At 44.3% G+C, this 17,321-nt stretch carries 19 protein-coding genes; 4 read left to right on the forward strand and 15 right to left on the reverse strand.

Annotated features, from left to right (window positions below):
* Positions 1-593: 593 nt before the first annotated feature.
* From R7190_RS23030 to dusA, 7 genes are all read right to left on the reverse strand, one after another.
* A complete protein-coding gene (locus R7190_RS23030; protein ID WP_005382748.1) occupies positions 594-1,373 on the reverse strand; it encodes a phosphoadenylyl-sulfate reductase in 780 nt (259 codons plus the stop codon).
* On the reverse strand, positions 1,366-3,102 hold the full coding sequence (gene cysI / locus R7190_RS23035; protein ID WP_186584628.1) for an assimilatory sulfite reductase (NADPH) hemoprotein subunit: 1,737 nt from the start codon (positions 3,100-3,102) through the stop codon (positions 1,366-1,368). The genes R7190_RS23030 and cysI overlap by 8 nt, the downstream gene beginning before the upstream one ends.
* The gene (locus R7190_RS23040) at positions 3,102-4,973 is read right to left on the reverse strand and encodes an assimilatory sulfite reductase (NADPH) flavoprotein subunit (RefSeq protein WP_005381262.1); all 1,872 of its coding nucleotides are present in this window, start codon (positions 4,971-4,973) and stop codon (positions 3,102-3,104) included. The genes cysI and R7190_RS23040 overlap by 1 nt, the downstream gene beginning before the upstream one ends.
* A gap of 117 nt (positions 4,974-5,090) precedes the next feature.
* Positions 5,091-5,321: a hypothetical protein gene (locus tag R7190_RS23045; RefSeq protein WP_005381264.1), complete on the reverse strand. Its 231-nt coding sequence runs from the start codon at positions 5,319-5,321 to the stop codon at positions 5,091-5,093.
* A gap of 157 nt (positions 5,322-5,478) precedes the next feature.
* The gene (locus R7190_RS23050; protein ID WP_130545458.1) at positions 5,479-6,138 is read right to left on the reverse strand and encodes a TIGR04219 family outer membrane beta-barrel protein; all 660 of its coding nucleotides are present in this window, start codon (positions 6,136-6,138) and stop codon (positions 5,479-5,481) included.
* A gap of 98 nt (positions 6,139-6,236) precedes the next feature.
* Entirely contained in the window at positions 6,237-6,452 is a 216-nt protein-coding gene (gene pspG, locus R7190_RS23055; RefSeq protein WP_005381266.1) for an envelope stress response protein PspG, read from the reverse strand.
* 164 nt (positions 6,453-6,616) lie between these two features.
* Complete coding sequence (gene dusA / locus R7190_RS23060; protein ID WP_186584620.1) at positions 6,617-7,597, reverse strand: tRNA dihydrouridine(20/20a) synthase DusA; 981 nt, start codon at positions 7,595-7,597, stop codon at positions 6,617-6,619.
* Between the two features lie 321 nt (positions 7,598-7,918).
* On the opposite strand from dusA, the gene zur reads away from it, so the two are divergent.
* A complete protein-coding gene (zur, locus tag R7190_RS23065; protein ID WP_005381268.1) occupies positions 7,919-8,383 on the forward strand; it encodes a zinc uptake transcriptional repressor Zur in 465 nt (154 codons plus the stop codon).
* A gap of 9 nt (positions 8,384-8,392) precedes the next feature.
* Positions 8,393-8,854 (forward strand): chemotaxis protein CheX, encoded by a 462-nt coding sequence (locus R7190_RS23070; RefSeq protein WP_005381269.1) that lies wholly within the window; start codon positions 8,393-8,395, stop codon positions 8,852-8,854.
* 99 nt (positions 8,855-8,953) lie between these two features.
* Here the strand turns inward: R7190_RS23070 and pgi are convergent, their stop codons facing one another.
* Positions 8,954-10,606, reverse strand: a complete 1,653-nt coding sequence (gene pgi, locus R7190_RS23075; RefSeq protein ID WP_005381270.1) for a glucose-6-phosphate isomerase — start codon at positions 10,604-10,606, stop codon at positions 8,954-8,956.
* Positions 10,607-10,912: 306 nt separating this feature from the next.
* On the opposite strand from pgi, the gene R7190_RS23080 reads away from it, so the two are divergent.
* The gene (locus R7190_RS23080) at positions 10,913-11,332 is read left to right on the forward strand and encodes a secondary thiamine-phosphate synthase enzyme YjbQ (protein WP_005381271.1); all 420 of its coding nucleotides are present in this window, start codon (positions 10,913-10,915) and stop codon (positions 11,330-11,332) included.
* Between the two features lie 38 nt (positions 11,333-11,370).
* Here the strand turns inward: R7190_RS23080 and alr are convergent, their stop codons facing one another.
* Positions 11,371-12,447, reverse strand: a complete 1,077-nt coding sequence (alr, locus tag R7190_RS23085) for an alanine racemase (RefSeq protein ID WP_005381272.1) — start codon at positions 12,445-12,447, stop codon at positions 11,371-11,373.
* Between the two features lie 13 nt (positions 12,448-12,460).
* Positions 12,461-13,861 carry a replicative DNA helicase gene (locus tag R7190_RS23090; protein ID WP_005382759.1) on the reverse strand — a complete coding sequence of 467 codons (1,401 nt, stop codon included), beginning with the start codon at positions 13,859-13,861 and terminating at the stop codon, positions 12,461-12,463.
* 221 nt (positions 13,862-14,082) lie between these two features.
* Between R7190_RS23090 and R7190_RS23095 the strand changes: the two genes are divergently transcribed.
* Entirely contained in the window at positions 14,083-14,847 is a 765-nt protein-coding gene (locus tag R7190_RS23095) for a DUF481 domain-containing protein (protein ID WP_186584618.1), read from the forward strand.
* Between the two features lie 77 nt (positions 14,848-14,924).
* Here R7190_RS23095 and rplI read toward each other — a convergent pair whose 3' ends face one another.
* The 5 genes from rplI to rpe all read right to left on the reverse strand — a co-directional run bounded on the left by rplI (position 14,925) and on the right by rpe (position 17,271).
* A complete protein-coding gene (rplI, locus tag R7190_RS23100; RefSeq protein WP_005382760.1) occupies positions 14,925-15,377 on the reverse strand; it encodes a 50S ribosomal protein L9 in 453 nt (150 codons plus the stop codon).
* A 33-nt stretch (positions 15,378-15,410) separates the two neighbouring features.
* Positions 15,411-15,638 (reverse strand): 30S ribosomal protein S18, encoded by a 228-nt coding sequence (gene rpsR / locus R7190_RS23105; protein WP_000090472.1) that lies wholly within the window; start codon positions 15,636-15,638, stop codon positions 15,411-15,413.
* Positions 15,639-15,654: 16 nt separating this feature from the next.
* Positions 15,655-15,957, reverse strand: a complete 303-nt coding sequence (gene priB, locus R7190_RS23110; protein ID WP_005381298.1) for a primosomal replication protein N — start codon at positions 15,955-15,957, stop codon at positions 15,655-15,657.
* Positions 15,958-15,965: 8 nt separating this feature from the next.
* A complete protein-coding gene (rpsF, locus tag R7190_RS23115; protein ID WP_005381299.1) occupies positions 15,966-16,355 on the reverse strand; it encodes a 30S ribosomal protein S6 in 390 nt (129 codons plus the stop codon).
* 244 nt (positions 16,356-16,599) lie between these two features.
* Positions 16,600-17,271 (reverse strand): ribulose-phosphate 3-epimerase, encoded by a 672-nt coding sequence (gene rpe, locus R7190_RS23120; RefSeq protein WP_005381300.1) that lies wholly within the window; start codon positions 17,269-17,271, stop codon positions 16,600-16,602.
* Positions 17,272-17,321: the final 50 nt, after the last annotated feature.

A 17,321-nucleotide genomic window follows, 5' to 3' on the forward strand; every position in this document is an offset into this window, starting at 1 on the left:
CTCTTCAATTTAAGATTTTGTTCGGCTCAATGAATACTGAACATTACATAAGTAATGTTTGAATTGACTGTGCTGAACCCGAAGATTCAATGGTCACTTCGTTTCATTGAAACCTAAATTGTTTCCGAAGAAACTATTTGGATTATCATCAACGAGTGCCCACACAGATTGATAGGTCTATATTGTTAAAGAGCAACTCTTCTTTGTGATTGACATCACTTCGGAAGAGGCGGCCATTCTAGCGAGATAATTTATTGTGTCAAACACTTTCTTCAAATTATTTCGTTTTTCTTTTCAGCCTTATCAACTTCGCTTAACCCCTTGTGAGGCCTTGCCCTGTCGACGAGGAGGCATTATAGAGATCGCGCTCACATTGGCAAGTGTTATTTTTCAAAAATTGCAAAAATAATGGTTAAACGATGAGTTTTCGATCAAACCTTTATTTATTCAACTTTACCCCAAGCTCTCACACAACTTATCCACAGAATTGTTCTTTGAGGCGTGTTTTTTCAAGTACCATAAATAAAGAAAGCTGCTTTATTGCAGCTATCTTTATTAAACTTAACCTAAACTCTATTTAAAGAGCATTATGGCTATATGCCAGACCCATCTTGTTCAGAGCCATCATCTTCGTGTAGGCCACATTCTCGCTTTAAGCCAAAGAATCGAGTTTCTTCCTCTGACATTCCCGGCTCCCATTTACGAGTGGTATGTGTATCACCAACTGAAAGGTAACCTTCATCCCACAATGGGTGGTATTTAAGGCCGTGTTGTTCTAAGTAGTAATGAACGTCTTTATTAGTCCAATCAATTACTGGTAGAAATTTAAACACACCGTTCTGAATTGATAGAATCGGTAAACCTGCACGAGATTTACTTTGCTCTCGACGCAATCCAGAGAACCACGTTCCAACATTAAGCTCTTTTAACGCTCGACGCATCGGCTCAACTTTATTGAGCTTGTTGTATTTTTCAATTCCCTCTACGCCCTGCTCCCATAATTTTCCATATCGAGCTTCTTGCCAATTCGCACTTTCTTTGGCTCGATAAACTTTTAAATTTAGGTTGAGAGCATCTGTCAGCTCATCAATAAATCGGTACGTCTCAGCAAACAGGTAACCAGTATCGGTTAGAATGACGGGGATGTCCGCTTTGGCGCGAGTAACTAAATGAAGCATAACCGCGGCTTGAATACCAAAACTAGAAGAAACCGCGAACTCGCCTTCTAGATTATCTAAAGCCCACGCTACTCTCTCTTGTGCTGAAAGCTTTTCGAGCTCGACATTAATTTGAGCAAGACGGAGGATTTGCTCCGTCTTTGTTAATGTCAGTAACTCTGTAAGCTCCAACTTGGATGCTACAGAATCAAGCATGAAAGTCCCTCTTTGATACGAGCACTTCTTGGATAATGCCAGCACGAATAGTGAAATCGCCAAAGGCTTCGCCTTCTTCACGCTCTTTCGACCATCGAGCCACCAGCAGATCAATCTCTTCTAAGATTTGCTTATCCGTGATGTTCTCTTTATACATTTTAGGTACTCGAGTACCAGCACGGTTACCACCTAGGTGCAAGTTGTAACGACCCGGCGCTTTGCCAACTAGACCAATTTCAGCCAACATTGCGCGGCCACAACCATTTGGACACCCAGTTACACGCAAAATGATGTTGTCATTTTCTGGTAGGTTGTGCTTCTCCAGAATCCCCTCCACATCAGTAACAAACTGAGGAAGGAAACGTTCAGCTTCTGCCATCGCTAGCGGACAAGTTGGAAAAGCAACACAAGCCATTGAGTTCTTACGCTGTTCACTTACGCCGTCGTCCATTAAGCCATGTTCACGAGCGATCTTTTCAATCTTCGCTTTTTCGTTTTTAGGTACACCCGCAACAATTAGGTTTTGGTTTGCTGTCATGCGGAAATCGCCTTTGTGGATTTTGGCAATTTCAGCAACACCCGTCTTAAGTGGTTTACCTGGAAAGTCTAATAAGCGACCGTTTTCGATGAAAAGCGCTAAATGATATTTACCATCAATTCCTTCTACCCAGCCAATACGGTCACCACGTTCTGTGAATTCATATGGACGGCTTTGCTCAAACTTAACACCAGCACGTTTCTCGACTTCCACTTTAAAGACATCGCTACCTACACGATCCAATGTGTATTTGGTTTTTGCGTTCTTACGGTTTGAACGGTTACCCCAGTCGCGCTGAGTTGTTACTACAGCTGCGGCAACATCAAGTGTCTTGTCCAGCGGAATAAAGCCAAAGTCATCAGCGCGGCGCGGATAAGTTGATGTATCGCCATGCGTCATCGCTAAGCCTCCGCCGACCAGGACGTTAAAGCCTACCAGCTTACCGTTATCTGCAATCGCTACGAAGTTGAGATCGTTAGCGTGTACATCTACGTCATTTTGCGGTGGGATAACCACTGTAGTTTTAAACTTACGTGGTAAGTAGTTCTTGCCTAGAATCGGTTCGTCTTCTTCCGTGCTTTCTACTTTTTCACCGTCTAGCCAAATCTCTGCATAAGCGCGCGTCTTTGGTAATAGATGCTCACTGATCTTCTTCGCCCATTCGTAAGCTTCTTGGTGTAACTCTGACTCCACTGGATTAGTGGTACACAACACGTTACGGTTTACATCACCCGCGGTTGCAATCGAATCAATACCAATACTGTTGAGCGTTTGATGCATCAACTTAATATTCGGTTTTAATACCCCATGAAACTGGAACGTTTGGCGAGTCGTCAGACGAATACTTCCATATAAAGAGTGCTCCGTTGCGAACTTGTCGATCGCTAACCATTGCGTTGGCGTGATGATGCCTCCAGGCATACGAGCACGAAGCATCACATTATGTAATGGTTCCAGTTTTTGCTTTGTGCGTTCATTACGGATATCACGATCGTCTTGTTGATACATACCGTGGAAACGAATTAACTGGAAGTTGTCGGCAGTAAAGCCACCAGTAATACGGTCCTGTAAATCTTGCTCAATAGTGCCACGTAATAAGTTGCTTTCTCGCTTCAGGCGCTCGTTATCAGATAGCGGCCCTAACTCTTCACCTAATACAACCTGCTTATTATTGTCCGTAGAAAAAGTCATTAGTACACATCCCTCTGATAACGTTTCGCTTTACGTAGGTCATTAATAAATTGTTCTGCATCGTCACGCGGCATCTTGCCTTCTTGTTCAGCAACGATAACCAATGCGTCGTGCACATCTTTTGCCATACGCGTTGCATCACCGCAGACATAGATATAAGCGCCTTCTTGGATCCACTGCCACACTTGAGCTGCGTTTTCTAAGATGCGATGTTGTACGTAAACCTTTTCTACTTGGTCACGACTAAAGGCAACATCCAATCGGCTTAGTACTCCTGACTTGAGATACTTTTGCCATTCCACTTGGTATAAGAAGTCTTGAGTGAACGTGCGATCACCAAAGAACAACCAGTTTTTGCCTTCAGCATCACGGTTTTCACGTTCCTGAATAAAGCTTCGGAATGGTGCGATACCTGTGCCAGGACCAACCATGATAATTGGAGTGCTATCATCTTCCGGCAGTTTAAAGTTGTTGTTATGCTCAACAAATACTTTAACTTCATCTCCCTCTTCGAGACGCTGTGCTAAGAAACTAGACGCTCCACCATATCGTTTTTCGTCGTTTTGTTCGTACTCAACCAAAGCAACCGTTAGGTGTACTTCTTCATCGACCTCTTCTTGGCTTGATGCAATAGAGTAAAGGCGTGGAGTAAGACGACGAAGCAAACCAATCAATTCATCTGCGGTTAACTTGGTTTTCTTTTCTGCCAGTACATCAACGATTTGAGTATTTGCAGAGTACTCGCGAAGCTTATCTTTATCTTCAACTAACTTTTGTAGTTTCTTGCTACCGGATAACTCGGCAAACTTTGTGATGAGCTGTGGGTTAGATGTTGTGATTTCATATTTACTCACAAGAGCACTGTGGATTGACAAGCTTTCACCATCAACGTCAACAGTCTCAACCCCAGACAAACCGACCTTACCAAGAATGGCATTTGCAAGTTCCGAGCTATTTTCAAACCACACACCCAGTGCATCACCAGGCTGATACGTTAAGCCCGAGCCTTCTAAGTCGATTTCTATATGACGAACGTCTTTTCCAGAGTCACGGCCCGTGATTTTTTGACTGGTCAGTAACGTCGCAGTGTACGGATTTTGTTTATTGTAAGGAGAGTGCGCAGTCGCAGCTTGACCCACAGGAAGTTGAACCACATCCGCTTCAGAGCCAGAAGACAGTGTATCTTTTACCTTGTCTAACGCATTCTTACGCCATTCAGTTGCAGGGGCTTCATAATCCACATCGCAATCAAGACGCTCGATAAATGGAGTCGCGCCTAGCTTTGATAGGTAAGTGTCGAAGTCTTTACCGGTCTGACAGAAGAACTCGTAGCTAGAATCTCCCAATGCAATAACACCATATTGCAGGTTTGGCAGCTTTGGAGCCTTCTTCGATTGCAAAAACTCATGTAGCTCAATGGCATTGTCTGGCGCTTCGCCTTCGCCGTTAGTCGATGCCACAATAATGACATGCGTTTCTTTGGCTAAGTTTTTACCTTTGTAATCGCTTGCATCAAAAAGTTCGACTGCAATTCCTTCTGCTTTTGCTTCCTGTTCCAGAGCTTCAGCAACACCTTTAGCATTGCCCGTTTGGGAAGCAAAAATAATACTCAACTTACCTGCTGGCTTCGCTGATACGGCTGCCGTTGCTTGTGCAATTGGAGTTACCGCTGTGTTTGGTTGATTTTGAGCTAATCCCCAAAAATACCCACTGACCCAAGCAAGTTGCTGTGAAGACAACTCAGAGACAGTTTGTTGGAGTGAGCTAATTTGTTGGTCATTCAGAGGGCTTGCGATTGGAGGATTTCCTCCTTGCCCATTATTATCTTCAGACACATTCTTGTGAGAATACTCATTCTTTTGAAAAGACATTATCACGACATCCCTATTCATTGCGTGACGATAGAGTACCCACTCTCCTTAATAACAAGAAAGAATAGAAGTGAATGTTTTATAACTTTTTGGAAGTAAGAACGGCTTACTTTTTGCTCATCGGTCTTCAATGCGGACTTGTTGAAAGCCTACTGCCATTGCCGATTTTGACGCAGTATCCAAATCTTCATAAAGACATTCTTCGCCGTGACTGTCCGTTAGAAAAACAAAACCACCGCGCGCATGTCTGAACTCTACAACCCAACCACCCTCTTGGATTGCAGGCTCAATAATCGCTTCGATAAGCTGATTTTCACGGAATAGATGTCTTAGTTCATTTATTGTCATCGCTATCCCTGCTTTAACTTTCACATTGCTCCTAGGTAAGCATGGTCTAAGTCAGCCAAATAGGGAGAAATTTCGATTAGATATAATGAAGTGATATAAAAAAACGCCGCTTATAAAGCGACGTTTTAAGTAAATCGAATATCTAACATGGCTGAGTTTAGAACGCGTATTCCGCACTCACAAAGAAGCCGTTAGCAAAAATAAACTCTTTCCCTAGATCCGACATGAATTTATCGGACTCTAAATCAATCACACGGTAACCTCCACGAAAAGCCAGTCGAGCTTTTTCGAGCGGTACATTGTATTGAACACCTGCCATGAAATCGGTGCTTTTAATACCTTTGTTGTCACCAAAGTTTATCTCACCAATCACATCAAAGTTTGTATCCGGAACTTGAATTTCTGCGTAGCCATACCAAGCCCAAATCAGCTCATCAAATTCTTCTACACGCCTGCTTGAGCCAGCATCAATATATTTAGTGTCACTTAAATTACTGAACGTAAGACCCGCATCAAAGTGCAATAAATCATGCTCTAGAACGTGGTAATACAAGGTTAAATCGAGCTTATCGAACCCCATGTAATTCGCATCAACACTTGAGTAACGAAGGCGCGCATTAGGGACGTATTTAACATCATGTTCAATCGCCGCGTAAAAAGTGCCTGTGGTACTGCTATCTCGTCTCGCTTCATTAACTTTAGTGTCGGCAGCCCATACCTCTGCGCCGACTTTTGTCGATACAGAGTACTCTGCAAAAACAGGAAAAGATACTGCTAACGATAATGCCGTTAAAGCGATGTTCGCTTTATTTGTCATGTAGTATTTACTCCGAGATAGCTGATATTCACGTAGAGGACGTGAGAGGAAATATACCATATTCTCACGCCTCTCCATCAACTAAATGATGTTACTCATTATTTATAGCGGGGCTGAGCAACGTAATTCTTGAAGAACCAAATACCCAATGCAATCACGATTAACCATGGTAATAGCTTGAGTACCGCTCCAACCATTCCCAGTAAAAACATCACAACTAACGCAATACCAGTTGCTGCGAATACGGTCATCATTGTGATACCCGTAACCAACAAGGTCGCCGCAAAGACTAAAATAAAGATTAGCTCCAACATAATCACTTCTCCATTTGTTTTCAATAAACAGAGCAGTTTCCATACCAACTTACAAAAACGAAGTTAAGATTATGATTTTTAATAAAAAAACAAAGCCAGAGGCATTTCTGCACTCTGGCTTTATCATTCTTTAGTTGGTAATTTTAGCCATTCACTGGCGAATTTTACACATTCAATTCTTTTGGAATCTTAGCTAGCGCGTCTTGCAATACTTCTAGACCAGAACCTGGTTTGTGCGCATTTTCACTGATATGACGACGCCATTGACGAGCACCGGGCATGCTTTGGAACAAACCTAACATGTGACGGGTAATGTGACCAAGGTACGAACCTTTCGCTAATTGCGCTTCAATGTATGGGTACATCTCTTCAACAATTTCGCTGCGTTTCTTCACTGGAGCGTTAGAGCCAAACAACTCTTGGTCTACCGATGCCAGTAGATATGGGCTTTGGTATGCTTCACGACCAATCATCACACCGTCAAGATGCTGAAGATGTGCTTTTGCTTCTTCTAATGACTTCACGCCACCGTTAATCGCAATCGTTAGGTGTGAGAAGTCTTGCTTCAATTGGTAAGCGCGTGGGTAATCCAATGGTGGGATCTCACGGTTTTCTTTTGGGCTTAAACCACTTAACCAAGCTTTACGAGCATGGATAGTGAACTGCTCACAGCCACCCTTTTCTGAAACAATAGAAACGAAATCCGTTAAGAACTCGTAAGAATCTTGATCATCAATACCAATGCGAGTCTTGACTGTTACAGGGATATCGACCACGTCTTTCATTGCTGCGACACAATCCGCAACTAACTGCGGTTCAGCCATTAGGCAAGCACCAAATCGACCGTTTTGTACGCGGTCAGATGGACACCCCACATTTAGGTTAATCTCATCGTAGCCACGCTCTTGCGCTAGCTTGGCACACGTAGCCAAATCTGCTGGGTTTGAACCACCAAGTTGAAGGGCTAACGGATGCTCTTCTTCGTTATAAGCCAGGAAATCTCCTTTTCCATGAATGATCGCACCTGTCGTCACCATTTCAGTGTACAGCAGGGTTTCTTTGGTCATTAAGCGATGGAAGTAGCGACAATGACGATCAGTCCAATCTAACATTGGTGCTACGGAGAGCCTGCAAGAATGAGTCATGATATAAACACCCGTTTTTATGTTGCCAAGGTCGAGCGCAGCAGTACGCTCAAAAAATAAGTCGGGTATTGTATACCCAAGCACCTCTGGGTGCTAGTTTCAGCGAGAATGATTTGGTTGGCTGACTAGCCAAGTGCTTAGGAATACGCAGAAGTAATACGAATGTGTCATTCGTTGATTCATTCTGTGATGATTATTCCGCCTTCACACCACCACCGACTTGCTTTAATTCATGATTTTCGTTCTGATAGTGGGTAAAATGAAGCATTTCTAAACGAACTTCGTATAGAAATGATTTATCATAGAGCACGTCCGATAGTTATGGTGAAAGGTTTGAACCCAACAATCATTGAACAAATTGAAAGTATCTGCGCAGAGCGTGGAGTACGACTGACTCCGCAACGCCGACGCGTATTTGAACTCATTTGTTCTAATCGCCGCGCCTCAAGTGCGTATGAGCTATTGGAGCAACTAAAAGAGAGTGAGCCTCAGGCTAAGCCGCCCACTGTTTATCGAGCATTAGATTTTCTCCTAGAACAAGGCTTCATCCACCGAGTGGAATCGACAAATAGCTTTATTACTTGTTGTTCTTTCAATACTCAGCAGCACTTTTTCCAATTACTAATTTGCGATAAATGTGGTGATGTCGTTGAACTCGAAGATGAGACGCTGATATCCTTGTTAGCCGAAAACGCCGAGAAGCATGGATTCAAACTGACCAACCAAGTTATTGAAACTCATGGTGAATGCCAGGCCTGTTCCTCCGAGACGAAAGAAAAAGTATAGAAGAACGTTATGCGCGCTGAATTTGTAAACCCGTTTTTAGCTTCTTTAATGAACGTGCTAAAAACTATGGCTTCTCTTGAGCTGAAGCCACAAAAACCGCGAATCAAAAAAGATGAGATCGCACGAGGTGACGTTTCTGGTCTGATTGGTATGGTAGGCCCACAAACTCGTGGTTCAATGTCGATCACCTTTGATGAAGCACTCGCCCTAGAAATCATGCAGAACATGCTTGGTGAACGTCCAAATGGGCTCAATGAAGAAGTGACCGATATGGTGGGTGAGATCACCAACATGGTTACTGGTGGTGCGAAACGCATTCTGGCGGAAAGTGGTTTTGACTTTGATATGGCAACACCGGTTGTGGTTTCGGGCCGAGGTCATACGATTCGCCACAAGTGTGAAGGCTCAATTATTATCATGCCTTTCTCTTCCCAATGGGGAAATGCCTTTATCGAAATTTGCTTCGAATAAAAGAGAAAAAATAGGTTGGCACTGGCCAACCTATTTTGTTTTTGCCTCAGGCAATAAAAAGGTCAGCATTTGCTGACCTTTTCTTTATCTATTCAAACATTAAGCTTTGAACGCTTTAAATGCGTTGATTAGACCGTTTGTTGAGCTGTCATGCGAGCTGATTTGAGACTCGTCTGCAAGCTCAGGTAGGATTTGGTTAGCCAGTTGTTTACCTAGCTCCACGCCCCACTGGTCAAAGCTGAAGATATTCCAGATAACACCTTGTACGAAAATTTTGTGTTCGTACATTGCGATCAAGTTACCTAGCGTACGAGGCGTGATTTGCTTCACTAGAATAGAGTTTGTTGGACGGTTACCTTCAAACACTTTGAATGGCGCAATCGCTGCCACTTCTTCAGCATTCTTACCTACTTTCACCAACTCTTCTTTCACGGTTTCTTCATTTTTACCAAACGCTAGAGCTTCAGTTTGCGCGAAGAAGTTAGACATCAGTTTTTGGTGATGATCGCTAGCTGGGTTGTGGCTAATTGCAGGTGCAATGAAGTCACATGGGATAAGCTTAGTACCTTGGTGAATTAGCTGGTAGAACGCGTGCTGACCGTTGGTACCTGGTTCACCCCAAATGATTGGGCCAGTTTGGTAAGTTACAGCATTGCCGTCACGGTCAACGTATTTACCGTTTGATTCCATGTTGCCTTGCTGGAAATATGCTGCAAAACGGTGCATGTATTGATCGTAAGGTAGGATAGCTTCTGACTCCGCACCGTGGAAGTTGTTGTACCAAATACCAATCAAAGCAAGAATCACTGGAATATTGCTTTCTAGATCTGTTGATACGAAATGCTTGTCCATCTCGTGAGCACCATCAAGCAACTCAACAAAGTTGTCGAAACCTACTGCTAGTGCAATTGATAGACCGATCGCAGACCATAGTGAGTAACGGCCACCAACCCAGTCCCAGAATTCAAACATGTTCGCTGTATCGATACCAAATTCAGACACGGCTGTCGCGTTTGTTGAAAGCGCAGCAAAGTGTTTAGCCACATGAGCCTGATCACCCGCAGATTCTAGGAACCAATCACGAGCAGTGTGCGCGTTAGTCATGGTTTCTTGCGTTGTAAACGTCTTAGACGCGATCAAGAATAACGTCGTTTCTGGGTTAACTTTCTTCAACGTTTCAACGATGTGTGTACCATCAACGTTAGATACGAAGTGAAGGTTTAGATGATTTTTGTATGGCGCTAGAGCTTCCGTCACCATGTAAGGGCCAAGGTCAGAACCGCCGATACCGATGTTCACAATATCGGTAATTGCTTTGCCTGTGTAACCTTTCCATTCACCGCCGATAACGCGCTCAGTGAATGATTTCATTTTTTCTAGAACCGCGTTCACTGCTGGCATTACGTCTTCGCCATCTACCATAACTGGAGTATTAGCACGGTTACGTAGTGCAGTGTGAAGAACAGCGCGACCTTCTGTTTGGTTGATCGCTTCACCACTGAACATCGCTTCAATTGCAGATTTCAGCTCGGTCTCTTTCGCAAGAGCAAACAGGTGCTTCAGAGTTTCCTCATTGATGAGGTTCTTTGAGTAATCGACTAGGATGTCTGAGCCGAAACGTGCAGAGTATTTGTCGAAACGCGCTGCGTCTTGAGCAAACAGCTCTTTAAGATCCATATCTTGTGCAGATTCGAAATGCGCCGTTAGCGCTTTCCAAGCTTGTGTTTGCGTTGGATTGATATTTTTCAACATGGTCTTTATCCCGATGTTACAGTAGGTTCCATTCCTTACAGTCTAGCGAAAACTGTGGAATCCCCGATTTAGCAAATAGAATATAAATTAGATGTTTGGGCAAATTGCCACAAAACAAGTCTTTGTAATTTTTTTTCAGGCGCCAATTATGACCGAGAGCTTTTACACTCACATTGAGTTAGGTCACGTTCCCTGCCCTGAAATTGAACAATTCATTTACGATGACAAGAATCATATCATTTACTAATGACAGGCTCTAATTGGAATAGGATAGACGCCAATTTATAAATTTCCAAAGGAACACGTATGTGGGCACAAAAAACACTGCAATTAAAAGCGAGAAGCCGCGGTTTTCACCTGATAACTGATGAAATTGAACAACAATTACCACAAATAAACGAACTTTCAGTAGGTTTATTACACTTATTTATTCAGCACACCTCCGCCAGTTTGACCTTAAATGAGAATGCTGATCCAACCGTGCGTATGGACATGGAAGCGCACTTCAATAAGTTTGTGCCAGAGCGTGCTCCTTATTATCAGCACACCTATGAAGGTGACGACGACATGCCGGCACATATTAAAGCATCACTGCTTGGCAGTAGTGTGACGGTACCAATCCAAAATGGTCGATTAGCTTTAGGAACATGGCAAGGTATTTACTTGGGTGAGCATCGAGACTTTGGTGGTGGCCGCCGCGTTATTGCTACGATTAACGGTGAGTAGATAAAACAAAGGCTAACCTTGGGTTAGCCTTTCGTTGTTTATTTGGAGTATTCCATCTCGACGCGAGGCGTTAGCTTAGTCACGAGTTCATACGCAATCGTACCAATGTGACCCGCCACTTCTTCTACTGGGAGCTCTTTCCCCCAAAGAATCGCTTCGTCGCTGACTTTATCCGTTGCGTCTGGTCCCAAATCGACCGTCAGCATATCCATGGAAACTCGACCTGCAATAGGTACTTTACGGCCATTAACCCACACCGGCGTACCGTTTGGAGCACTTCTTGGGTAACCGTCGCCATACCCTACAGCGATGACCCCAACTTTTGTATCTCGCTCACTGGTCCAAATACCACCATAGCCAACACTTTCGCCCTTCTTCACTTCACGTACCGCAATAAGGTGGGATTTAAGTGTCATGACAGGCTGATACCCAAGATCTTGCGCCGTTTTGTCATCGAATGGCGACACACCATACATGATAATACCCGGACGAACCCAATCTAAATGGCTTTGAGGCCATGCCAATAACCCCGCAGATGCCGCCAGTGAACGTTCCCCTTGGCAACCAGAAGTCAACGATTTAAACAGCTCAATCTGTTGTGGGGTAATATCGCTATCCAGCTCATCTGCACAGCCAAAGTGGCTCATGTAACGCAACGGTTTCGCTACATTTGGACACTCCTTCAGCCGCGTTACAAAGTCGTCATATTGTTCAGGACGAACCCCAAGGCGGTGCATGCCACTGTCAATCTTCAGCCACACGACAACCGGAGTTTCAAGGTCTGCTTGCTCCAAGGCGATAAGCTGCTCTTCACAGTGCACCACGGTTTGGATGTTGTTCGTCACAAGAACAGGTAAATCACCAGGAGAGTAAAAACCTTCTAGCAATAGAATCGGCTTTACTACTCCACAAGCGCGCAGTTGCAATGCTTCTTCAATGCGAGCCACGCCAAACGCATCCGCATGGTTAGCATGTTTTGCGACATGACGTAATCCGTGACCATAACCATTGGCCTTGACGACAGCCATCACTTTACTTTGTGGCGCTTGAGCTTTTACGCGCTGTAAGTTGTGCTGCAACGCAGACAAATCAATGCACGCCTTGGCCGCTTTCATATAGCTCATGGAATTACTCATCATCAATATCGAATGCAGGACCCGCGTAGTTGTCGAAACGCGAATGTTGACCTTGGAAAGTGAGGCGAACAGAGCCGATAGGACCGTTACGCTGTTTACCAATAATGATTTCGGCCGTACCTTTGTACGGACTATCTGGGTGATAAACCTCATCACGGTAGATGAACATGATCAAGTCGGCATCCTGCTCGATGGAACCGGATTCACGCAAGTCCGAGTTTACTGGTCGTTTATCCGCACGTTGCTCTAGGGAACGGTTTAGCTGCGACAGTGCCACAACAGGCACATTTAGCTCTTTTGCCAGCGCCTTAAGAGAGCGAGAGATCTCAGCAATCTCAAGAGTACGGTTATCGGTTAACGAAGGCACGCGCATCAACTGAAGGTAGTCGACCATGATCATCGATAGACCGCCATGTTCACGAGCGATACGGCGAGCGCGCGAACGCACTTCGGTCGGAGTTAGACCAGAGCTATCATCAATGTACATATTTTTCTTCTGCATCAGGATACCCATAGTAGAAGAAATACGCGCCCAATCTTCGTCATCTAGCTGACCCGTACGGATCTTGGTTTGGTCTACACGAGACAAAGAGGCCAACATACGCATCATCAACTGTTCAGCTGGCATCTCTAACGAGAAAATAAGTACGGGCTTTTCTTGTTGCATGGCCGCATTTTCACACAAGTTCATCGCAAAGGTCGTTTTACCCATCGATGGACGCGCTGCGACAATCACCAAATCAGAGCCTTGCAAACCTGCGGTTTTCTTATTGAGATCTGTGAAACCGGTATCGACCCCCGTAACACCATCTTGTGGCGTTTTATACAACAACTCGATACGTTCTAACGTCTTTTCGAGGATGTTGTCGACGTTTTGTGGTCCTTCGTTTTCACTAGTTCGAGACTCGGCGATAGCAAAAACTTTACTCTCCGCCATGTCTATTAAATCTTCAGAACTGCGACCTTGAGGGTCATAGCCCGCGTCCGCAATTTCATTCGCGACACCAATAAGGCCACGAACAATCGCACGCTCAGCGACAATATCAGCATACGCATTGATGTTAGCTGCACTTGGCGTATTCTTCGCCAAGTCAGCGAGGTAAGCAAAACCGCCTACATCTTCTAACAACTCGTGACGCTCTAGATACTCCGATAAAGTAATAAGATCGAGAGGTTTACCCGCTTCAAGAATGGTTTTTACACCTTCAAAAATCAGGCGGTGTGGACGACTATAGAAATCACTGCTCACAACACGTTCGGCAACGGTGTCCCAACGTTCATTATCCAGTAAAAGACCACCAATTACTGATTGCTCGGCTTCTAGTGAGTGAGGTGGCACTTTGATTGCGTCGACCTGACTGTCTGAAGGTTTGCGATTTCTGTTTTCCGCCATGACTTTGCTCGATAACTACTATTGACCCACGATTATAACCTTAACCTAGCTGAGATGCTTCCCCGAAGCGACAATTACTTGTTAAGAAATCATCATGTGAACCACCCGGGTAATAGCCTGGTTCTTCCGCCTAGCTCTAATAAAAATTAACCTACCATTGACCCAACCAAATATCTGTATCAGTATCATGCCCCTCCTTTTTGATTACGTTCGAGGTTGATGTGTCCCGATACTGGTTACTTAGCTTTAGCCTACTGTGCGCTAGTGCATCGTATGCTGACGAATCAGTACAGCCAGAGCAAAATATTGATGTACCCGACCCACTAAAAACCGAGGTGGAGTTCGGCTATCAAGCTCACACAGGTAACACGGACTCTCGTTCCCTGAATGCTCGTTTGAGTGCTGAATATACGTCAGGTCGACACCGTTCTAATGGTGAGTGGAAGTACTACAACTTGTACAAAGACGGTGAAGAAGACAAACGCTCATCCACCTATTCCCTACAGAGTGACTACAAGTTAGGCCCTAAGACGTATTTGTATGGCAGCTTTAAAGGAGTGGATTCTCGCTACAGTGCTTATTTTAAAGACTATACGTTGTCAGGTGGTTTGGGTTACCAGTTCTCCTACACTGAGAACTTCATTTTAGAGGTAGAAGTAGGCCCTGGTTTTCGCTATCAAGAGCCAAACTTAGACGAAATAGATGATGACGATATTGTCTTTCCCGATATCGTTAGAGAAGGCATTTTTCGAGGAAATATCAACACAACTTGGCATGCGTTGGATAATTTAAGTCTCGCAGCTGATATTACGTTGGTAACAGGTAGAAGTAACACACGTACTGATAGTGAACTCAGTGTAACCAATGATATTACTGAAGATATTGCACTGAAACTGGCGCACTCTCGTCAGTATCACGATAAAGTGCCTGAAGGCTTAAGCAAAGCGGACAGCGTATTTTCCGTTAATTTACTTTTCGCTTTTTAACCCTTTTTCTCTCAGTTTTAGAAATAAAAAAAGCACCTCCAAGGAGGTGCTTTTTAGTATTTCGTCTTGATACTGAATTACTCAGCAGCAACAACTTGTAGGTTAACTGTCGCGAAAACTTCAGAGTGAAGTTGAACGCTGATCTCGAACTCACCAGTGTTACGTAGAGCACCTTCAGGAAGGCGAACTTCGCTCTTAGCAACTTCAACGCCTGCAGCTGTGATAGCGTCAGCGATGTCACGAGTACCGATAGAACCGAATAGTTTGCCTTCGTCACCAGCTTTAGAAGCGATAACTACCGCTTCTAGAGCGTTAACTTTCTCTGCGCGAGCTTCTGCAGCAGCTAGTTGCTCAGCAACTTTAGCTTCTAGTTCAGCACGACGAGCTTCAAACATTTCAACGTTAGCTTTAGTTGCCATAACTGCTTTACCTTGTGGGATAAGGAAGTTACGAGCGTAGCCAGATTTAACGTTTGCAGTATCGCCAAGACCACCTAGGTTACCAATTTTATCAAGTAGAATAACTTGCATTGCTTAATCCTCTTTCTTAATAAAATGAACCGATTACTGATGCTTGTCAGTGTACGGTAGTAGAGCTAGGTAGCGTGAACGCTTGATAGCACGTGCTAGTTGACGCTGGTACTTAGCGCTTGTACCAGTGATACGGCTAGGTACGATTTTACCAGCTTCAGTGATGTAGTTTTTAAGAGTTGCTACGTCTTTGTAATCAATCTCTTGTACGCCTTCTGCAGTGAAACGGCAGAATTTACGACGACGGAAGAAACGAGCCATGGGCTATCTCCTGATCTTAAATTTGAGTAATGTTGTCGGCGTGTAACACTAATTTTCCCACGCCATTTCGGCCGGTTTGATAAGTGACAAAACCACTTACCTTAATGTTACTGCCTTGAACTAAATTCTGAGTTAGTGCTTGTGACCCAAGCCCGCTGACGACTACCGGCATACGACAATAAACTTGTCGAGGTAAGTCAGCTTCGATAATAGTAGAGCGATGCTCCAGCCAAAACCGACAGTGTTCAATGCCACCAGGGCTTTTACTACGAATGGGCGGTTTGGCAATGGTGCCGCTCAGCTCCATTCGATTGGCCATAAGAAAACTTACTCAGCAGCTTCTGACTTAGCTTCAGGCTTAGCTTCAGAACGCTCTTCACGACGTGGAGCACGCTCTTCTTTTTGCTTAAGCATGATAGATTGCTCAGTGATCGCTGCTTTAGTACGCATGATCATGTTACGTAGAACTGCATCGTTGAAACGGAAAGCAGTTTCTAGCTCATCAATTACAGCTTGGTCAGCTTCAACGTTCATAAGAACGTAGTGAGCTTTGTGAAGCTTGTTGATTGGGTAAGCCAGTTGACGACGGCCCCAGTCTTCTAGACGGTGGATTTTACCGCCAGCTTCAGTGATTGAACCAGTGTAACGCTCGATCATGCCAGCAACTTGCTCGCTTTGATCTGGGTGCACCATGAATACGATTTCGTAATGACGCATTGGTTGCTCCTTACGGATTATTCAGCTTCCACAAATGGCTCAGTCGTCCAGAGGAAGCAAGGAACTAAAGATAATTGACTGAGTTTAAGGAGCACGAATAGTACAGAAAGGGCGTAAAATAGGCAAGTGATTATTTGCTCAGCGCAGTGGATACTTAATTTCTTCTAATACTAGAAAACACAAAGGCTGCCAACAAGCTGGCAGCCTTTAAAATCAGCGTGTTATTGCGCTGGCTTATCGGTGCTTATTTAACTTCAGCCAGTTCAGCGCGCATTTGATCGATCACTTGTTTGTAATCTGGCTCACCGAAAATCGCCGAGCCTGCAACAAACATGTCTGCGCCCGCTTCTGCAATTTCACGAATGTTGTCAACCTTCACACCGCCATCGATTTCTAAGCGGATATCACGACCAGACTCGTCAATCATCTTACGAACGGCACGCAGTTTATCTAGTGTATGAGGAATGAATGATTGACCACCAAAACCAGGGTTTACCGACATCAGTAGAATCATGTCGACTTTATCCATAATAAATTCAAGACTTGCAAGTGGCGTTGCTGGGTTTAGTACCACACCAGCCTGACAGCCGTGCTCTTTAATTAACTGCAGTGTACGGTCTACATGATCAGAAGCTTCTACATGGAACGTAATCATCGACGCACCCGCTTTTGCGAAATCAGGAATAATACGGTCAACGGGTTTCACCATTAGGTGAACATCGATTGGCGCTGTGATGCCATAATCGCGTAGTGCTTTACACACAGGCGCACCAAAAGTCAGGTTTGGTACATAGTGGTTATCCATAACGTCGAAATGCACCACATCCGCACCCGCTGCGAGTACTTTTTCTACATCTTCACCGAGACGAGCAAAATCTGCCGATAAAATGGATGGAGCAATAAGAAAATCTTTCATACCTGACCTCAGTAGTAATGAGCAAACAATCTGCGCGCAATTCTACCGAA

Source organism: Vibrio sp. 1078-1 (assembly GCF_033340475.1).